The following is a 13,818-nucleotide window of genomic DNA, read 5'->3' on the forward strand; positions in this document are numbered from 1 at the left end:
GTTCCCGCGCCGGGTGCGGTAGTCGGTGTCCGTTCCGGGACCTCCGCGCCGGGTGCGGTAGTCGGTGTCCGCTCCGGGACCTCCGCGCCGGGTGTGGCAGTCGGTGTCCGTTCCGGGACTTCCGCACCGGGTGCGGTCGTCGGTTCCTGTTCCGGGACTTCCGCGCCGGGCGCGGCCGGCGTGCCCGGGGGAGGGAACCCGGTGGGTGTTCCCCCGGAGGGCTCCGGTGGGACGGAGGGTGTGCCCCCGGGGGCCGGGTCGGGCGGCCCCGGGGCGGAGGGGGTGGTCATGACGTGTCATCTCCCCGGGAAGGCACGAGGTCGGTCACGCCGATGTCGATGTGGCCGACGGCGAGACCGGTGAGGTCGTGGACGCGGCGGGCGACGTGCCGCCGGATCTCCTCGGCGACGTGCCGCAGCGGGACGGGGTAGTCCACCGACACGTCCAGCTCCAGGAAGGCGAGCTCGTCGTGCACGACGGCCTGGGTGCCACCCGGGGCCAGCGCGCCGCGCTCGCGGACCCGGTGCACGTGCGGCACCTCCCCGGCGGCCTGGGCGGCGATGCGCGCCACCACCCGCTCGGGGATGTCGGTTCTTCCCCGCAGCTCGGGCGGCACGGCCGCCGGGGCGGGCCCGGCAGGGGCCGGCTCCCGCGCGGGGACGCCGCCCGGTTCCGGGGGGCCGTCCGCCGGGGCGGGCGGCGCGGACCCGGCCGGAGCGGTCATCTGTGCCCCTTGGACAGCTTGGACAGGTCCACCGCGTCGCCGTCGACGAGGCGGCCGATGATCACCCCGACGGCGCCCAGGACCAGCACCAGCAGAAACGCGCCCAGTCCGCCGAAGGCCGCCGCGAAGCCCAGGGCCACGCCGGCGACCAGGCCGATGAGCGACCAGATGGGAAACCCGTTCACCGTATACCTCCGATGTGGACGTTCACCGGGCGGCCGCCCACCAGCGGGGCGAGGGCGGCGCGCACGTCTTCGGCGATCTCCGGCAGCGGCCGTCCCGGCTGGACGACGATGGAGACCTCGACCTGGTCGTCCCGTACGGCCACGCCGGGCACCTTCTCTCCCGGCAGGTAGGTCGCCACCGCGCCGAACGGGCCGCCGGACAGCCCCGCGACGCCGGGGCAGTGCCGTACGGCGTCGGCGACCTCGTGGGCCAGCTCGCTCACTGGACGCGCGCCTCCTGCCCGCTCTCCTGCCCGCTCTCCGGCCGTTCCGGCTCGGGCAGGTGGACGTCGTCGACCCGGATGTTGACCTCGGTGACCTCCAGGCCGGTCATGCGCTCGACCGCCGAGATCACGTTGCGGCGCACCGAGCCGGCCAGGTCGGGGATGGCCACGCCGTACTCGACCACGAGGTCGATGTCGACGGCGGCCTGCCGCTCGCCCACCTCCACGGCCACGCCCTGGGTGACGTTCCGGTCGCCGCCGCCGACCATGCCCCGGACCGCGCCGAGGGCGCGCGCGCCGCCGGCGCCCATGGCGTGGACGCCCTCCAGCTCGCGGGCCGCCATGCCGGCGATCTTCGCGACGACGCCGCTGTCGATGCTCGTGGTCCCCTTGGGCGTGATCAGGTCCCCGCCGGATCCCGGGTTGTCGGTCCGCGTCCGCGACGGCGGGGCGCCTTCGCCCCTCGGCCTGTTCGCCGTGCTCGCTTCGGTCACGTCGACTCCCTCCCCCTCGGGGGAAGACCGCCTGCTCCCCCGACTATTGCCTATAAAGGGTGGTACCCCTCATAACAATAGAAATCCGGAGATAATGATTCTTGGGCGGATAATGGAAATTCGTGATTCATTGATTGCCGTGACTTTCCGGGGAAATGCCGGGCGGGATTCCCGGTGATCGCGCCGGGGTCCCGGCAGGCCCTCCGGTGGCCGTCCGGAGGCCGGGGAGCGGTGGCGGTCCCGGGCGGCCCGCGGGCGCGACTAGCCTTGTCCTGTGCGTATCGCGAGGTTCTCCACAGGTGAAGGTGTCGGATTCGGGGTGGTCGAGGGCGGCCCCGGCGAGGAGTTCGTCTCCGCGATCTCCGGGCACCCGTTCGGCCCGATCCAGTTCACCGGCGAGCGCCACCCGCTCTCGCAGGTCCGGCTGCTCTCGCCGATGCTGCCCAGCAAGGTCGTGGCGATCGGCAAGAACTACGCCGACCACGCCCGCGAGATGGGCGGCGAGGTCCCCGAGGAACCGCTGATCTTCCTGAAGCCGTCCACCTCGGTGATCGGCCACGGGGAGGCCATCGCCTACCCCGTCGGGCTGTCCCGGCGGGTCGACTACGAGGGAGAGCTGGCCGTGGTCATCGGCAGGCTCTGCCGCGACGTGCCCGCCGAGCGGGCCCGCGAGGTCATCTTCGGCTACACCTGCGCCAACGACGTCACCGCTCGCGACCTGCAGAAGAAGGACGTCCAGTTCACCCGGGCCAAGGGCTTCGACACGTTCTGCCCGCTCGGCCCGTGGATCCAGACCGTGCTCGACCCGGACGACCTCGCCATCACCACGACGGTGAACGGCGAGCTCCGGCAGAGCTCGCGCACCTCCAAGCTCATGCACGACATCCCGGCGCTGATCGCTCACGTCAGCGCGGTCATGACCCTGATCCCCGGCGACGTCATCCTCACCGGGACCCCCGAGGGTGTGGGACCGCTGGACGTCGGCGACGAGGTCAGCGTCGGCATCGAAGGAATCGGCACTCTCACCAACCGGGTGGTCTCCCGTGATTAGGGTTCGTTTCGCTCCCTCGCCCACCGGCATGTTCCATGTCGGCGGCGCCCGCTCGGCGCTGTTCAACTGGGCGCTGGCCGAGCAGTCCGGCGGCAGGTTCGTCCTGCGCATCGAGGACACCGACGCCGCGCGCAACCGGCCGGAGTGGACCGAGGGCATCATCTCGGCGCTGGCCTGGATCGGCATCCACGAAGACAGCCCGTTCTTCGAGGGCCCCTACTTCCAGTCGTCCTACGAGGAGCAGCACCGCGAGGCGGTGGCCAAGCTCGTCGCCGCCGGCCGCGCCTACCGCTGCACCTGCACCCGCGACGACGTCAAGGCCCGCACCGGCTCCGAGCACCGCGGCTACGACGGCTTCTGCCGCGAGCGGGGCCTCGCCGAGGGCGCGGTCCGCTTCCGCACCCCCGACGAGGGCGTGACGGTCGTCGACGACCTCGTGCGCGGCAGGGTCGAGTTCCCCAACGACGCGATGGAGGACTTCGTCGTCGCCCGCGCCGACGGCTCGCCGCTGTTCGCGCTGGCCAACGTGGTCGACGACATCGAGATGCGGATCAGCCACGTGGTCCGCGCCGAGGAGCACCTGTCCAACACGCCCAAGCAGCAGCTGCTGTGGGAGGCGCTCGGCGTGACCCCGCCCGTCTGGGCGCACCTGCCGGTCATCGTCAACGAGAAGCGCCAGAAGCTCTCCAAGCGCCGCGACAAGGTCGCCCTGGAGTCCTACCGCGACGAGGGCTACCTGCCGGAGGCGATGGTCAACTACCTCATGCTGCTCGGCTGGGGTCCCGGCGGCGACCGGGAGATCATGCCCTGGTCGGAGATGGTGCCGCTGTTCCGCCTGGAGGACGTCAACCCCTCCTCGGCGTTCTTCGACGAGAAGAAGCTGCGCGCCTTCAACGGCGAGTACATCCGGGCGCTGCCGCTCGACGACTTCATCGCCCGCTGCGAGCCGTGGCTCGCGCCCGGCTGGGACCGTGAGGTCTTCGCCGGGATCGCCGGTCTCGCCCAGACCCGCCTCGCGGTGCTGTCGGAGATCACGGCGAACGTCGACTTCCTCTTCCTGGACGAGCCCGTCTTCGACCAGGCGTCGTGGGACAAGGGGATGAAGACCTCCGCCCGGGAGATCCTCACCGGTTATCTCGCCCGGCTGGAGAAGTCCGACTTCGACCCCGAGTCGCTCAAGACCGCGCTGGAGGAGGTCGGTGCCGAGCACGGCCTCAAGCTCGGCAAGGCCCAGGCCCCGGTCCGCGTGGCGATCACCGGCCGGACCGTCGGCCTGCCGCTGTTCGAGTCGATCGAGGCACTGGGCCGCGAGCGCTCCGTCGCCCGCCTCCGCGCCGCCCTCACCCGCCTGGAGGGCTGAACCCCTCGTTCCCGGGCTCCGGGGAGGAGCGCCTTCCGGGGTTTTTCGGAAAGGACCTCTCCCGGGCCCCCGGGAAGCACGGCGGGTGCCCGGACGCGACCCCGCGTCCGGGCGCCCGCCGTACACGAGGGAGGCTCACGCCGGGGCGATCGGCTCCTGGAGTTCGGTCACCCACCCCTGCGGATCGTCGGGGCATTCGAGGTAGAGCTCCCGGGCGTAGCCGATCGAGCGGTGACCGCTCGCCTCGATCCAGTGGGTCAGCGTCTGGGTCGTGGGCATGACGTCGTCCATCGGGCCGCGGTGCACGATGGTGGCGGCCCGCTCGATCGCGGGCAGGCCCACGACCGTCAGGCCGTGACCGTCCGCGGGGTCGGCCGCGACCGGCATGGCGGCGTGGACGAGGACGGCCTCGCCGCCCGGGACGTCCTCGTAGTAGGCGATGCCCGGCCCCGCCGGGGCCACGCCCGCCCGCTCCAGCCTGCGGCACAGCTCGTCGAAGAGCGGCCCGACCACCGGGCCGATGTCCTCGGGCTGGTAGCTCGCGGCGGTGCCGCTCAGCTCGGCCACCCGTACGGCCGGAATGCGCTTGACCACCACGTCGTCGGTGTTCATGCGTCCCTCACTTTCGATCGTCCGGAGCCTCGCCTCGATCTGGGCCAGCCGGGCCGCGGTGGCCGCCAGGGCCGCCTCCAGCTCCGCCCGCCGCAGCCGCAGCATGCCGCGCAGTTCCTCGGTGCTCACCGGCTCGTCCACGATCGCCCGCACCTGCTGGAGGGTGAACCCGAGGTCCTTCAGGGCGATGACGCGGTTGAGCCGGGCGAGCTGGCCGGCCTCGTAGAAGCGGTAGCCGCTGGACGGGTCGATGCGGGCAGGGCGCAGCAGCCCGACGGCGTCGTAGTGGCGCAGCATGCGGACCGAGACGCGGCCGTGTCTGGCGAAGGCTCCGATGGTGAACATGGTCCTCCCACTCCAGGGCCTCACATGGTGTCAGGGTCAAGCCTCCCCGATCTCCGGCTCCGGGGCGGACCCGGTGCCGGAGGGGACGCCCGTTCCGCCCGCGGCGGCGCCGGGCGCGAGGCCCGGCGCCGCCGGTGGGTCAGTGGAGACGGTCGAACAGGGTGATCCACTGGTCCGGGTGGACGTGGGCGACGACGCTGTCCGGGTCGAGGCCGGCCCCGGCGAAGGCGGCGTCGACCTCGGCGGCGGGATGGCGGCGGCGCAGCGAGGCGCGCAGGGTGCCGCCGAGCCCGCTGAAGCCGAGCTCGACCAGGTCGCGGTAGGCGCCCATGGCCTCCGGCGGCAGCAGGCCGGTGGGCCTGCGCCGGATGCGCAGGATCGCCGAGTCGACCCCGGGGACCGGGCGGAACGCGGCGCGGTCGATCACGCCGTGCAGGTGCCAGGTGTGGCGGGGCCAGCTCACCACGGTGAGCATGCTCCACCTGCCGTAGTCGCCGGTGCGTTTGCGGGCGTACTCCAGCTGGGTGACGAGCGTGGCCGAGGTGAGGTTCCGGGCTCGCAGGCACCAGTCGACGATGCGCGCGGTCACCGCGTAGGGGATGTTGCCCACGACGGCGAACGGCTCGGCGGGTGCCCCGGCGGCGATGAAGTCGCCGCGGACGACCTCGATGCGGTCGTCGTCGCGGGTGCGTGCGGCCAGCCTCCCGGCCAGCAGCGGATCGATCTCGTAGGCGATGACCTTTCTGCAACGGTCGGCCAGGGCACGGGTGAGGGGGCCTTCTCCCGCGCCGGGTTCGAGGACGAGGTCCCCGGGCTCCGGCGCGGCGGCGGCGACGACGCGGTCGATCTCGCGCGGGTCGGTCATGAAGTTCTGCGAGAGGACGCGCCTGGCCTGGTCGCGGCCGGTTCTCCCGCCGCCGCCGGTCCTGACCTTCTTCTGGGTGTGTGAGTGGTTTCCGTGTGCGAATGAACGCGCCACAGCGTTCCGCCCCTTCGGGGTCCGAGAGATGGATCGGGTCTCGGAAAGCCCTGGGCGCACGCGTGCGGACGCGCGTCGTCGTGAGATGCGGAGCGCGCGTCCTAGCGGGCCAGGGCCCGGGTGGCGCGAGGCCGCTTGACCAGGCCCACCCGGAGGTGGGCGAAGCACAGTGCGTGGTTCATGAATCCAGGTTAGGGAGGGCCGCAACCGGTTTTCCGGCGGGAGATCCGGCGGCGCCGAGCACTGTGACGAGGGCGGCGGCGAGGGCGGTGCCCGCCGCCATGGCCAGCCAGACGCCGGTGACGCCGAGCGCCGCGCCCAGCGCGTGGGCCAGGACGAGCTGTACGGCGAAGCCCGCCAGGGTGGCGGCCAGCACCCGGCCCCCGCGCCCGCTCGCCTGCAGCGTCCCGCCCGCGGCGATCAGCGCGCCGAACGGGACGAGGTAGAGCGTCATCCACCGCAGGAAGTCCACGGTCCCGGCGGCCACCGCCGCGTCGGAGGTGAACAGCCCGGCCGCGGGCACGGCGACGGCGTTGAGCACGGCCGCCACGATCCCGCCCGCGGCCAGGCCGAGGAACGGCGCGGGACCCGCCCGGCCGGACCGGGCCGTCTGGATCATCGCGGCCTGCCGGAGCGCGTAGAAGGCCATCACCCCGGCCAGCATGATCTTGGTGCCGGTGCCGTACGCGGCCAGCGGTGTGACCCCGAACCCGCCGACCAGCTCCACCATGAGCATGCCGACCAGCGACCGGGCCAGGAAGTCCCCGGACATGGGCAGGCCGGTGCGGACGATCTCCCCGACGTTCCCGGTCCCGCCTGTCTTCACGACCCGCACGATCTCCCCGGCGTCCCCGGCGTCCCCGGCGTCCCCGGTCGCGCCCGTCCTCACGACCCGCACGGTGTCCGCGTCGTCCGGACGGCGCGCCCGTGCCGGCCGTCCGGAGGTCGCGTGGCGGGAGAGCCGCCGGGAGAGGAGGGTCAGCGCGACGCCGAGGGCCACGGCGCGGGCGGCGACGGTCGCCGCCGCAGCCCCCTGGACGCCCATGCCGAGGCCGTAGACGAACAACGGGTCCAGGGCGATCACCAGTGCGTTGCACAGCAGCGCGGTGCGCATCGGGGTGGCGGTGTCACCGAGGCCCTTGAAGATCCCGTCGGTGAGCGTCTGGGCGTAGAAGACCGGCAGGCCGCCCAGGGAGACCAGGAAGAAGCCGGCGGTCAGCCGGGCCGTCCCGGGGTCCTCGGTGAACAGCCGGGCCAGCGGCTCGCGCAGCAGCACGCCGGGGACCGCCACCGCCAGGCTCACCGCCCCGCCCAGCAGCCAGGCCGTACGGACGACCGGCCCGAGCGGCTCCCGGCCGTCGCGCCTGCCGACCGCGACGGTGGTCCCGGTGGAGACGGCGAGCACGACGCCGAGGGCGAGGTTCTCGGCGGCCGTCGCGATCGTCACCGTCGCGACGGCCGGACCGCCCAGGGGGGAGACCCAGAGCAGGTCGATCAGGCCGACCGCGACCACCGCGGTCAGCAGCTCCACGTAGACGGGCAGGGCGAGGCGGAGCAGCTTCATCTGTACCTCTTTTCGAGCTATCTCGTTTAGAGGTATAGCGTTACGATGCGCCCATGGCAAGCGGTGATCTGACCCTGTCGATCCTCGGCCTGCTCGGGCGGGGGCCGATGCACGGCTACGAGCTCAAGGCCCGCATCCACGGGCTGAGCGGCCACCTCCGCCCGGTCAGCGACGGCGCGCTGTACCCGGCGATCGCCCGCCTGGAGAAGAAGGGGTTCGTCGAGCGGCACGAGGAGGAGGGGGCGGGCGCGGCCCGCCGCCAGGTCCTCACGCTGACCGAGGCCGGCCGCCGCGAGCTCCTGCGGCGGCTCCGCGAGCCCGCCGACCTCGACATCAGCGACCAGACGCGGTTCTTCGGCCTGCTCGCCTTCCTGTCCCAGCTCCGCGACCGCGAGGCGCAGGCCCGGGTGCTGCGCCGCCGCCTCGCCTTCCTGGAGACGCCCGCCAGCTTCTTCTACGAGGACGGCAGGCCGCTGCGGGCAGAGGAGGTCGGCGACCCGTTCCACCGGGGCATGCTCGTGGTCGCCCGGGCGATCAGCGTGGCGGAGAGGGAATGGCTCAGGGAGGCCGTCGCGGAGCTGGAGTCCGCGCCCGCCGGAGCCCGCCCGGAGTGACCCGGGCGGGCGTGGGCGTGTCCCGGAGCGGCCCCGGTACGGCCCGCCCGGCTGGAGGAGCTACGGGGCCGTACCGGGGTGGAAGAGCCGCTACGCCAGGCCTCGGCGCTCCAGCAGGGGCTCGATGCGCGGGTCGCGGCCGCGGAAGGCGCGGAAGGCCTCCATCGCGTCCTTGGCGCCGCCGACCGACAGCAGCGCCGAGCGGAAGTGGTCGCCGTTGGCGCGCACCAGGCCGCCGTTCTCCTTGAACCACTCGACGCTGTCGGCGTCCAGCACCTCGCTCCAGATGTAGGAGTAGTAGCCGGCGCTGTAGCCGCCCACGCCGCCCGCGAAGACGTGCGCGAAGTAGTTGGTCCGGTAGCGCGGCAGGACCAGCTCGAAGGCGATGCCGGCCCGCTCCAGGGCCGCGGCCTCGAACGCCTCGGCGTCCTCGACGGTCTCGCCCGGGGCGAGCTTGTGCCAGGCCCAGTCGAGCAGGGTCGCGGCGAGATACTCGACGGTGGCGAAGCCCTGGTTGAACTTCTCCGCGGCCTGCATCTTCTCCACCAGCTCCGCCGGCACCGGCTCGCCGGTCTCGTGGTGCCTGGCGAAGTTGGCGAGGATCGACGGCCAGGTCGCCCACATCTCGTTCACCTGCGAGGGGTACTCCACGAAGTCGCGCGGCACCTCGGTACCGGAGACGCGGGGGAAGCGCACGTCGGAGAACAGGCCGTGCAGAGCGTGCCCGAACTCGTGGAAGGCGGTGTTGACCTCGTCGAAGGTCAGCAGCGTCGGGCCCTCGGCCGGCTTGGTGATGTTGAGGTTGTTCATCACCACGGGCAGCTCGCCGAACAGGTGCGACTGGTCCACGAGGTTGTTCATCCAGGCGCCGCCGCGCTTGGTGGGCCGGGCGTAGGGGTCGAACACGAACAGGCCCAGCTCCGAGCCGTCGGCGTCGGACACCTCGAACACCCGGACGTCGGGGTGGTAGCCCCGCAGGTCGTCCCGCTCGGCGAAACGCAGGCCGTACAGCTCGCCCGCGGCGTGGAAGACGCCGTCACGCAGCACCCGGTCCAACTCGAAGTAGGGGCGCAGCTCGGAGCTGTCGAAGTCGTATCGGGCCTTGCGCACCTTCTCGGCGTAGAACGACCAGTCCCACGGCTCGATGGGGAAGCCGGCCTGCTCGCTCAGCGCCTCGGCCTCGCGGCGGGCGTTGGCCACCGCAGGGCCGACCAGCTTGCCGAGCATCTCCTCCACGGCGTCGGTGGTCTTGGCCGTCTGGTCGGCGACGCTGTAGGCGGCGTGGTTCGGGTAGCCGAGCAGGACGGCCCGCTCGGCGCGCAGCGCCGCCATCTTCGCCGCGATCCCGAAGTTCTCCGGGGCCCGGCCGGTCGACAGCTCGTACAGCCTGCGGCGGGTCTCCCGGTCGGTCAACTCGGCCAGCGCGGGCTGGTTGGTGAAGTTGAGCAGCGGCAGGACGTACTTCCCGTCCTTCTCGATCGCCCTGAGCGCGGTCTCGGAGAGGCCGTCGAGCTCCTTGGCGTCCTCGGTGACCAGCGCCGAGGCGGTGGTGGCGGCCAGCAGGTTCTGGGAGAAGGCGGTGCCGAGCGTGGACAGCTCCTCGTTCAGCTCCCGGAGCCGCTCCTGCTCGGCCTCCGACAGTTCGGCGCCGGCCCGGACGAAGTCCACGCGGTACTTCTCCAGCAGCCACGCCTCCTCCGGGTCGTCGGTGACGACCCGCTTGAGCCGGGCGTACAGGGCGCGGTTGAGGTGGATGGCGTCGCCGTGCTTGGTCAGCCGGGGGGCGACCTCCGTCTCGATCTCCCGGATGGCGTCCGTCGCGTGCGAGGAGGCGAGGCTGAAGAAGACGATCGCCGTCCGCTTCAGGACCTGACCGGAGCGCTCCAGAGCCTCGACGGTGTTGGCGAAGGTCGGCGCGGCGGGGTCGGCGACGATCGTGTCCACCTCGCGAAGCTGCTCGGCCATGCCGTGCTCGAAGGCGGGCAGGTAGTGCTCCTCCTTGATCTCGGCGAACGGCGGGAGCTTGTAGGGCAGGGTGCTTGGGGCGAAGAAGGGGTTCTCAGCCACGGCGCGGGCTCCTCATGTGGGGTTCTGTTCTGCCCCAGCAGCGTTACACACCAGGGCGTCGGAGGCCACGCCGGTGTCACACGACCGGACGCCGATCGGGCGCCTGATCGGGCGCGGACCAATCGTTTTGGTCTCCGCGCCCAACCTGGGCTATTCTTTCGGAGTCGCAAGCGAGCACCGCAAGGAGCTCAACCGCGGTGGGGTATGGTGTAATTGGCAACACGACTGATTCTGGTTCAGTTATTCTAGGTTCGAGTCCTGGTACCCCAGCTGCGTCTTCTTCTCGAAGACGCCGCGGATTTGGTTCCCCCCGAATCCGACGACAGTGTCTCGGTCCCGTCGTCTAGTGGCCTAGGACGCCGCCCTCTCAAGGCGGTAACGCCGGTTCGAATCCGGTCGGGACTACCAGCACTGTCACCTCTGCAAGGCTCCGTCGTCTAGTGGCCTAGGACGCCGCCCTCTCAAGGCGGTAGCGCCGGTTCGAATCCGGTCGGGGCTACATCGGTGAAACCCCCGGAAGCAATGGCTTCCGGGGGTTTTCTGTCTCTCCGCACCTTTTGCGGCGCCGCTCCCCGCTCAGGTGTCCTCCTTGTCCGGGTGGTCCCGTTGGCCAATAATTAGAGAGTGATGCTATCCAATGGAGGGCGCGTGATCGTTCCATCGGCGGGTCTCCTCACCGTCGCGCTGGCACCGGTGCTCGCCGTACAGGGAATGCGGATCCGGCGCGGGATACCCCGGCTCCCGGAGGCCGCGGGGCCGCGCACCGGTGTGGCCGGCGGGGCGGGCGGGGCGAGCGTGGTGCCGTCCGCGGGGGTCTCCGAGTCGCCGGGGGCCGGGGGAGCCGCGGGCGCCCCGTCCGGCGGGCCTCACGGCTCCGGCGGGTCGAACGGGTCCGGTGGGTCGGATGGGATCGACCGGTCGGACGGGTCCGGCGGGGCGGCGGGGCCGGTGTTCCGGCTGGCCGTGCTGGGGGAGTCCACCGCGGCGGGCGTGGGCGTCGCCACCCACGACGAGGGCCTGGCCGGCTTCCTGGCCCGGGAGGCGGCCGCGCGCACCGGCCGCCCGGTGCGCTGGCAGGTGGCCGCCAGGAGCGGTGTCAACACCCGCACCACCACCGCCGAGCTGGTCCCGCTGCTGGAACCCGCCGACGTCGTGGTGGTCGCTCTGGGGGTGAACGAGCTGCTGGAGCTCAACCGGCCGCGCAGGTTCCGGGGCGAGCTGCGGGAGCTGGTGGCGGCGGTGCGCCGGAGACTGCCCGGGGTGCCGATCGTGGTGGCCGGCATGCCGCCGGTCGGGAGGTTCCCCGCGCTGCCCCAGCCGCTGCGCGCCGTACTGGGCCTGCGGGCGCGGGCACTGGACCACGTCATGCGCGACGTGGCGCGCGGCGCCGAGGGGGTCGTCCACGCCACCGCGGAGGTGCCCATCGAGACGGCCGGGTTCTTCGCCTCCGACGGGTTCCACCCGTCGGCGACCGGCTACCGGCACTGGGCCGAGGCGCTGGCCTGCGCCCTGCCGGACCCACCGGGTCCGGCAGGTCCGCCGGTCGCGGGCTGAGGGGCGCGCCGTCCGCCGCGCCGCCGTACGGCACGGCCGACCGGCCGCCGGGATCCCCGGCGGCCGGCCATGGCGCTCAGCCGCTCAGTTGTGCGCCGAGCGGGCCTTGAACAGGGCCCGCTTGGCGGCCTTGCCGACCTGCTTGTCCGGGTGGGCCTGCTCGATCGCCTCCAGCAGCTCCTCCAGGTGCGGGTGCGGCACCTTCCAGATGACGTCCAGGAGACCGACCAGGCTCGACGCCGTGCCGATGTCGTCGAGGCTGCTGACGAACTCCGGCCGGCCGAGACCGGCGGAGATGGTCAGCATGTCGAGGATCAGCCAGTGGGTGTCGGCCTGGGTGGGCGGGGGCGCGTCGTCCACGCCGAGCTGGGCCAGGTGGGTGGCCGCGTAGGGGTGCAGGGACGGCTCGCCCAGGGCGTCCTTCCAGGCGGGCACCGCCACCTCGCCGAGCGAGCCGACCATGCTGGCCGCCTGCACCCGGATCAGGGCGTCGGCGTCGTCCTCGGCGGCGGCCTCCAGCAGCTCACCGGCGGCCTTGGCGGGCTCGCGCAGCTCCATCCAGGCGGCGAACTCGGCGTCCGCCTCCTCCTCGGGCAGCTCCGCGCTGAAGGACAGCAGGTCGAAGGCGGTCATCGCGTCGATGGCGGGCCGGGCGTCCAGCTCGATGTCGGCGTCGTCGGCCAGGTGGACCACGCCCTCCATGCCGAGCGGGGTCAGCCGTACCTGGTCGTGCTCGACCTCGGTCATGCCGTACCCGGCGAGCCAGTCGAGGACGGGGTTGAGCGGGTCGCCGTACTTGGCGGTGGCCGCGGCCCACGCCTCGGCGCCGCGCTCGTCGTACTCGGCGGCGGCCTCGGTCAGTTCGGCGCGCAGCTCGGGAAGCGGCCTGGAACCGCTCGCCAGGAGCACCCGGACCAGCAGCGCCCGGGTCAGCCCGGACAGGGCGATCGTGGCGTCCTCGTCGTCCAGCTCGGGGTCGCCGTAGTCGACCGAGTGCAGGCCGGCCATCCAGACGTCCAGGGCGTCGTCGTCGTCCTCGAACGGCCAGTCGGCGGCGTCGGGGTCGGCGCCGACGGTGTCCTCGCCCTCGGGCTGGAGGAAGTCCAGGTCGATGGCGAGGTTCCAGATGTTCCAGAGCGCGGGCACGCGGTCCGACAGCGGCCGGCCGTCATCTGAGGGGAGGGGCAGGCCCAGGGCGGCCATGGCCTCGGCGATCTCGGCGTCGGTGAGCAGGCTGGTCTCGCCCACCCGCCGCTCGGAGCCGACCCAGAGCGCGAGGTCGCGCGCCTTGCCGATCAGCGGCGCCTTCCGTACGGCCTCGGCCAGCTCCGCGTCGGGCCGCAGGCGGATCGTCGGCAGCTCGGCGAGATCGTCGGCGAACGGCTCGAAGTCGCCCAGCCCCTCGATCTCCTCCTCGTCCTCCTCGTCGTAGCCCTCGTCGTCCTGCTCGGCGACGAGGTCCTCCATCGCGTCGACGAAGTCGTCCTCCAGACGGTCGAGCTCGGCCAGCAGGTCGCGGAGCGAGGAGGAGCCCTTGGCCAGCCGGCCGGTCTCCGACAGGAACGTCAGGTAGGCCCGCAGCGCGGGCACCATGCCGTCCGCCGCGGCGTCGGGGTCCTCCACGACCTGGGGCATCCGTTCGAGGAGCACCTTGCGCAGATCGGCACGCTTCCATCGGCTGACGTCGTCGGAGGCGGTCAGCCGGTGCCACAGGGCGACGGGACCGACCAGGTTGGAATCGGTGCCGGGCGCGTTCTCGCGCACCCAGAGGATGAAGTCCTGGAGCAGGGGACGCAGTTCCGCCGCGGCCGCCTCGATGCGATCTGTCACGCACCCAGACTAGGGGTCCGCAAGGGTGCTCGCCTCCTCATATCGCACCCGTCACCCGGCTCGTCGCGCCTTCGATCGGCGGCCCCGGCCGGTCCGCCGTACCGCGGGCCGGGCCGGGGCGGCGGCGTGCCGCGGTACGGCGGGCCGGCCGCCCCGGCGGCCCCCTCGGCCGACTC

Annotated in this window: 13 protein-coding genes and 3 tRNA genes; 7 read left to right on the forward strand and 9 right to left on the reverse strand. The window is 72.7% G+C overall.

All coding sequences use genetic code 11. The features are described from left to right. Positions 1-286: 286 nt before the first annotated feature. From IEZ10_RS18070 to IEZ10_RS18085, 4 genes are read right to left on the reverse strand one after another with little or no spacing between them, the layout of a single operon-like run. Positions 287-724, reverse strand: coding sequence for an Asp23/Gls24 family envelope stress response protein (locus tag IEZ10_RS18070; protein WP_189247672.1), 438 nt, complete (start codon positions 722-724; stop codon positions 287-289). After that, positions 721-909 carry a hypothetical protein gene (locus tag IEZ10_RS18075; protein WP_189247750.1) on the reverse strand — a complete coding sequence of 63 codons (189 nt, stop codon included), beginning with the start codon at positions 907-909 and terminating at the stop codon, positions 721-723. The genes IEZ10_RS18070 and IEZ10_RS18075 overlap by 4 nt, the downstream gene beginning before the upstream one ends. Next, a complete protein-coding gene (locus IEZ10_RS18080; protein ID WP_179824859.1) occupies positions 906-1,172 on the reverse strand; it encodes an Asp23/Gls24 family envelope stress response protein in 267 nt (88 codons plus the stop codon). The genes IEZ10_RS18075 and IEZ10_RS18080 overlap by 4 nt, the downstream gene beginning before the upstream one ends. Continuing rightward, on the reverse strand, positions 1,169-1,666 hold the full coding sequence (locus IEZ10_RS18085) for an Asp23/Gls24 family envelope stress response protein (protein ID WP_189247673.1): 498 nt from the start codon (positions 1,664-1,666) through the stop codon (positions 1,169-1,171). The genes IEZ10_RS18080 and IEZ10_RS18085 overlap by 4 nt, the downstream gene beginning before the upstream one ends. Before the next feature lie 274 nt (positions 1,667-1,940). Between IEZ10_RS18085 and IEZ10_RS18090 the strand changes: the two genes are divergently transcribed. Then, positions 1,941-2,717, forward strand: a complete 777-nt coding sequence (locus tag IEZ10_RS18090) for a fumarylacetoacetate hydrolase family protein (protein ID WP_189247674.1) — start codon at positions 1,941-1,943, stop codon at positions 2,715-2,717. Positions 2,718-2,745: 28 nt separating this feature from the next. Further along, positions 2,746-4,077: a glutamate--tRNA ligase gene (gene gltX, locus IEZ10_RS18095; RefSeq protein WP_229811393.1), complete on the forward strand. Its 1,332-nt coding sequence runs from the start codon at positions 2,746-2,748 to the stop codon at positions 4,075-4,077. Between the two features lie 135 nt (positions 4,078-4,212). On the opposite strand, the gene IEZ10_RS18100 is transcribed toward gltX, so the two are convergent. The 3 genes from IEZ10_RS18100 to IEZ10_RS18110 all read right to left on the reverse strand — a co-directional run bounded on the left by IEZ10_RS18100 (position 4,213) and on the right by IEZ10_RS18110 (position 7,577). After that, positions 4,213-5,034 carry a MerR family transcriptional regulator gene (locus IEZ10_RS18100; protein WP_189247676.1) on the reverse strand — a complete coding sequence of 274 codons (822 nt, stop codon included), beginning with the start codon at positions 5,032-5,034 and terminating at the stop codon, positions 4,213-4,215. A gap of 139 nt (positions 5,035-5,173) precedes the next feature. Beyond that, a complete protein-coding gene (gene erm, locus IEZ10_RS18105; protein WP_373287406.1) occupies positions 5,174-5,899 on the reverse strand; it encodes an ErmE/ErmH/ErmO/ErmR family 23S rRNA (adenine(2058)-N(6))-methyltransferase in 726 nt (241 codons plus the stop codon). Between the two features lie 292 nt (positions 5,900-6,191). After that, the gene (locus IEZ10_RS18110) at positions 6,192-7,577 is read right to left on the reverse strand and encodes an MATE family efflux transporter (RefSeq protein WP_189247678.1); all 1,386 of its coding nucleotides are present in this window, start codon (positions 7,575-7,577) and stop codon (positions 6,192-6,194) included. Positions 7,578-7,630: 53 nt separating this feature from the next. Here IEZ10_RS18110 and IEZ10_RS18115 point away from each other — a divergent pair, with 53 nt between their 5' ends. Further along, a complete protein-coding gene (locus IEZ10_RS18115) occupies positions 7,631-8,191 on the forward strand; it encodes a PadR family transcriptional regulator (RefSeq protein WP_189247679.1) in 561 nt (186 codons plus the stop codon). Positions 8,192-8,281: 90 nt separating this feature from the next. On the opposite strand, the gene IEZ10_RS18120 is transcribed toward IEZ10_RS18115, so the two are convergent. Further along, positions 8,282-10,258: a M3 family metallopeptidase gene (locus IEZ10_RS18120; RefSeq protein ID WP_189247680.1), complete on the reverse strand. Its 1,977-nt coding sequence runs from the start codon at positions 10,256-10,258 to the stop codon at positions 8,282-8,284. Positions 10,259-10,456: 198 nt separating this feature from the next. Between IEZ10_RS18120 and IEZ10_RS18125 the strand changes: the two genes are divergently transcribed. The 4 genes from IEZ10_RS18125 (at position 10,457) to IEZ10_RS18140 (ending at position 11,812) form a co-directional block, all read left to right on the forward strand. After that, positions 10,457-10,528: transfer RNA gene (locus IEZ10_RS18125), tRNA-Gln, on the forward strand. Between the two features lie 62 nt (positions 10,529-10,590). Beyond that, positions 10,591-10,666, forward strand: a tRNA-Glu gene (locus tag IEZ10_RS18130). A gap of 18 nt (positions 10,667-10,684) precedes the next feature. Continuing rightward, positions 10,685-10,757: transfer RNA gene (locus IEZ10_RS18135), tRNA-Glu, on the forward strand. Positions 10,758-10,906: 149 nt separating this feature from the next. Next, positions 10,907-11,812, forward strand: coding sequence for an SGNH/GDSL hydrolase family protein (locus IEZ10_RS18140; RefSeq protein ID WP_189247681.1), 906 nt, complete (start codon positions 10,907-10,909; stop codon positions 11,810-11,812). Positions 11,813-11,896: 84 nt separating this feature from the next. Here the strand turns inward: IEZ10_RS18140 and IEZ10_RS18145 are convergent, their stop codons facing one another. Continuing rightward, the gene (locus tag IEZ10_RS18145) at positions 11,897-13,642 is read right to left on the reverse strand and encodes a hypothetical protein (RefSeq protein WP_189247682.1); all 1,746 of its coding nucleotides are present in this window, start codon (positions 13,640-13,642) and stop codon (positions 11,897-11,899) included. Positions 13,643-13,818: the final 176 nt, after the last annotated feature.

This window comes from Streptosporangium pseudovulgare, from assembly GCF_014648055.1.
In the GTDB taxonomy this organism is placed as follows: domain Bacteria; phylum Actinomycetota; class Actinomycetes; order Streptosporangiales; family Streptosporangiaceae; genus Streptosporangium; species Streptosporangium pseudovulgare.

Coding starts and splice junctions, on each gene's coding strand:
- IEZ10_RS18100 (WP_189247676.1), bottom strand. CDS start 5,034: ATGTTCACCATCGGAGCCTTCGCCAGACACGGCCGCGTCTCGGTCCGC.
- IEZ10_RS18110 (WP_189247678.1), bottom strand. CDS start 7,577: ATGAAGCTGCTCCGCCTCGCCCTGCCCGTCTACGTGGAGCTGCTGACC.
- gltX (WP_229811393.1), top strand. CDS start 2,746: ATGTTCCATGTCGGCGGCGCCCGCTCGGCGCTGTTCAACTGGGCGCTG.
- IEZ10_RS18115 (WP_189247679.1), top strand. CDS start 7,631: ATGGCAAGCGGTGATCTGACCCTGTCGATCCTCGGCCTGCTCGGGCGG.
- erm (WP_373287406.1), bottom strand. CDS start 5,899: ATGACCGACCCGCGCGAGATCGACCGCGTCGTCGCCGCCGCCGCGCCG.
- IEZ10_RS18070 (WP_189247672.1), bottom strand. CDS start 724: ATGACCGCTCCGGCCGGGTCCGCGCCGCCCGCCCCGGCGGACGGCCCC.